Source organism: Hungatella hominis (assembly GCF_014288005.1).
Taxonomy (GTDB): Bacteria; Bacillota; Clostridia; order Lachnospirales; family Lachnospiraceae; genus Hungatella; species Hungatella effluvii.
In genome coordinates this window covers 1-3,524 of sequence record NZ_JACOPB010000048.1, presented here as the reverse complement: position 1 = coordinate 3,524, position 3,524 = coordinate 1, and the positions used below count along the sequence as shown (strand labels likewise).

At 46.1% G+C, this 3,524-nt stretch carries 6 protein-coding genes; all 6 read right to left on the bottom strand.

Going from position 1 to position 3,524, the window contains the following annotated elements:
* Window positions 1-177: phage tail assembly chaperone (locus H8S75_RS32100; RefSeq protein ID WP_432764217.1), on the bottom strand; the 177-nt coding region annotated here is incomplete at its 3' end.
* Between the two features lie 46 nt (window positions 178-223).
* Window positions 224-916 (bottom strand): minor capsid protein, encoded by a 693-nt coding sequence (locus H8S75_RS32095; RefSeq protein WP_187024939.1) that lies wholly within the window; start codon window positions 914-916, stop codon window positions 224-226.
* A gap of 57 nt (window positions 917-973) precedes the next feature.
* The gene (locus H8S75_RS32090) at window positions 974-1,447 is read right to left on the bottom strand and encodes a phage tail tube protein (RefSeq protein WP_055649970.1); all 474 of its coding nucleotides are present in this window, start codon (window positions 1,445-1,447) and stop codon (window positions 974-976) included.
* A 12-nt stretch (window positions 1,448-1,459) separates the two neighbouring features.
* Window positions 1,460-2,503: a phage tail sheath subtilisin-like domain-containing protein gene (locus tag H8S75_RS32085; RefSeq protein ID WP_187024938.1), complete on the bottom strand. Its 1,044-nt coding sequence runs from the start codon at window positions 2,501-2,503 to the stop codon at window positions 1,460-1,462.
* 3 nt (window positions 2,504-2,506) lie between these two features.
* A complete protein-coding gene (locus H8S75_RS32080) occupies window positions 2,507-2,914 on the bottom strand; it encodes a phage tail terminator family protein (RefSeq protein ID WP_187024937.1) in 408 nt (135 codons plus the stop codon).
* Window positions 2,907-3,410, bottom strand: coding sequence for an HK97 gp10 family phage protein (locus tag H8S75_RS32075; RefSeq protein WP_187024936.1), 504 nt, complete (start codon window positions 3,408-3,410; stop codon window positions 2,907-2,909). Before H8S75_RS32075 ends, H8S75_RS32080 begins: the two co-directional genes overlap by 8 nt.
* Window positions 3,411-3,524: the final 114 nt, after the last annotated feature.

Here is a 3,524-nt window from a genome sequence, read left to right as displayed (position 1 = left end):
CTCATTCCCTTTTTTATCTTTTTTTGTATATTTCCGGAGCAGTCCATCATTTTCCTGCTGAGTGATTGGGCGGATCACGAATGGAACCGGTTTTCCATTTTCTTTGAATCGTTCAGATACAATCACCTCTTTATTTTCCGCTTGCTCCGGATGTAAAAACGCATTTAAGCTTCCCATGTTTAGCTCTCCTCTCAATCAAAAAGAGACGCTTGCTTTGCGTCTCTTAACTGTTTAACTTTTTCCATTTTTTCCAGGTCATTTTTGCTGGTACGTCGTAACTTTCTCCTGTTTTGGGATCTCTGGCGATCCTTGTTTCACCTTCCAAATCGTCGCTCCCGTAATAAGGTGTTATCGTACATCGACACCCTCGGTGTAACGGGGGCAAATTCTTGCCAATCACACTTCCTCTAATTTTGACCTTCTTCATGTCCATATTTCCACAAATAGGACATGTTTTATCATCTAATACGGCCATGAAAACCACTTTTTCGCAATCATCATTTTTCAGGTCTTCGATCTCTCTTAAAGTAGCATACCTGGAGCACATATAGTCAATTTCCAAATACACCTCGTTTTGTTTTTCTTTATCTGGACAGGCCCATTTTGATATTTTGTGAGGGTGCACTCCTGTTAAAGCGCAGTAGACAGCATTATGCAACATTTCAGGATCCGCCTTCATCGTATAAAAATACTGTATGGTGGATTCTGTTTCTTCGCTCAGCCCTTGTTCAAGCTCCTCTTCCCAATCAAATCCTAAACTGGGCTTTCCACTCTCAACATTCCATTTGCAAACGATCCCATATGCTCCTTTAAAGTCCTTACGCCTTAACGCCTTCATGGCCTCCTGATAGCAAGACTCGTCACTATCAACGACTACCGCCGGATCCTTATGCTTCAAAAAATCAAATAATCCCATTTCACCGCCCCCTTCTTACCATCAATTATAATGGTTCCCGAGGCAAGTGTAAATGACTTATCTCATATTCTCCGGGAACGCATAGCTCTCCAATTCATCCACATCATCAAATGTAAAATCCGTATCCACGGTGTTCAGATCTTCGCTGGAGTCGTCCAGATATGCCACCGGCGCCTTTGCCAGAATGCAGTTCCTCATAACCACCACCCGGCGTCCCACAGTCGATGCAGGATCCTCATTCGTGGTCTGAATACTGATCTGCGGAACCTTGCCCTCTTTGATATACTGCTGATAGACAGCAAGCGCGGCGGGGCTTACGTTGTACATAGTCAGTGTTCCTTTTCCCTCTGCGCCTACCACCTTATGCTGTGTCATACGATGCCCCAGGAGCCGCTTTGCCAGCACCTTAAATTCGATGCTGGCATCTACTTTCGATATCTCGAAAAAATACCGGTTCTGGCCATCGATTGTGATAAAAGCGCTGCCTTCACTTCCTGTCACCAGATCAGTGAGTTTTGTGTAATTTCCCATGTCATATCCTCCTTACGACAGATTAACTGTGATATATATCTTCTCTACGCTGTCAACCGGCTGTACCGCTGCTTCGATTACAACAGCATCCGAATCATTTCCCTTTGTGACCGCAACATCGTCAGTCACAAAATTCTGAACCGCCCCCATCGCCTGAAGTGTAGTAAAATAGTCCACCAGAGACGCCTTCAGAAGAGATCTGCCTTCATCATTATTATTGACTTTCCCGACATAATTCGCTTCAAAGATCTTCGTGATATCGTTGGCAATATTGTCAACAGTCCGAATCACTCTGTTCTTCGTGAACATCTTTCCTTTGTCCACCGTAACCGCAGTTAAGGAGTTGATGTCATACACTACAGATACATTCTGGGCAGTGTCTACCTTAAAAATGAACTTACCCGCAGTGACAGCCGCCTCCATCTCTGATTTTGTCATTCGGGGTTTAACGTCGATGGCCCCCGCATAAACCATACCAGTATTTGACGTAGTGATACTGGCACCGGCTGTGGATCCTGCCACCCATGCAGTTACCTCTGCAGCCGTCAGTTCCTGATTCCCCGGCATGATGATGCCCTGAACAACATTGATGATCCCCTCGCTGTCTGCCACATGGTTCGCGAGCACCGCCTGACACTTCACACCCTCATCGTCCCTCATGGCCTTGATCCATGTCGCAATCGCTGTTTTGTTGACCTCCTCGCCCTCTCCGTCATAGGGATAGCAGAGGGTATTGAATTGCACGGTTTTAAGGGCTGTAAGGGCCGTAGTGACGTCAGCCGCTTTGTGACTTGCTTTGAGTTTATATACCAATACGGTCTTTGCCTTCTTCAGTGCTTCCGCAGCCAGCTTCTTATCCGCGGCCGTAGCTCCGTCTGGCCATGCCGCCTCCGTTGCTGTAATTGTATACATAGCACCGTCAGTACCCACACTCATTTCCTGCAGGATAACAACGGTTCCGCGGTCCCCTGGCGTAATAGACAGCGGCTCATTCGTCCGGATATTAATATAGGCTCCGGGCAATATCTTGTTCTGGGATTCCCATGTTCCCGCCATGGCTTACTCCTCCTTTATGTCTGTGTTTTGTGATATTGTCTGCATTGCTGTGCTGTTGTTTTCCTGATATTCCTGGTAGTCAACATCGAAAAGAAAATGCAGGACACTATTCACAATCTTTAAGTTTCTATTTCTGATTTTGAAATCTGCCACCATAAATTTCCGGCTCAAATCCTGACCAACAAGCCAACATTCCTCACAAGGTTCTCTGTCAGTCGCCGGAAAGTATGATACGTCTACCCTGACTGAATTCTTAAGTCGTCCATTAATACCTCTGGAAGGCTCCTGCTCATAGAAGGTAACCAGGAAAGACGGCTGTGCAAAGTTCTGCGGCACATCTTCAACGTACACCTTGCACGGCCTGACTGCCTTCAATCCAGCCGTAATATTCTTATATAGTTTTTCAATCATGCTTGCTCTGCACCGCCTTTACTTCTTTCTCGAACTCCTTCACCAGCTGCTTCTCGATGTATCCCCTGGTTTTTTCCAGCACGAACGTACCTTTGACAAACCCTTTTGTTGGGCCTCCTTTTTTCGTTACGATGCGATGGCCGTAATTCCAATAGGTGGAGTATTCCGCGGTATTTACCAGTTCAGTCTCTACTCCGGCCTTTGATTTCTTTGTAGGCAATTTGTGCCAGCTTTTTCGCAGGAATCCGCCTACTCCCGGATTTGATACTTTGAAGCTAACAACGGTCCCTGCATCGGGCCCGTTCTTGACGGTAAAGGTCACCGGATTCGGATGTTTTCCCACAGGCGAGTGTCGTTTCGCATAGGCAACACCATTGTTTACGGCCTTATTAAGTACCTTTTTATCAATCTGCTGGATATCGTCCACCATCGCCATCAGCTCCTTATGAAACTGATCAATAGCTTCCTTATTCCTGCGATAATTACTACTGCTCATACATTATCATCTCTCTTTATTTCACACTGCCACTGATAGGAATACGGGTGGCACTCTCCCAAATCAGCCTCGATGTTCTTTCCGGTTCTGAGTGTGATCAGCAGCTGATCTCCT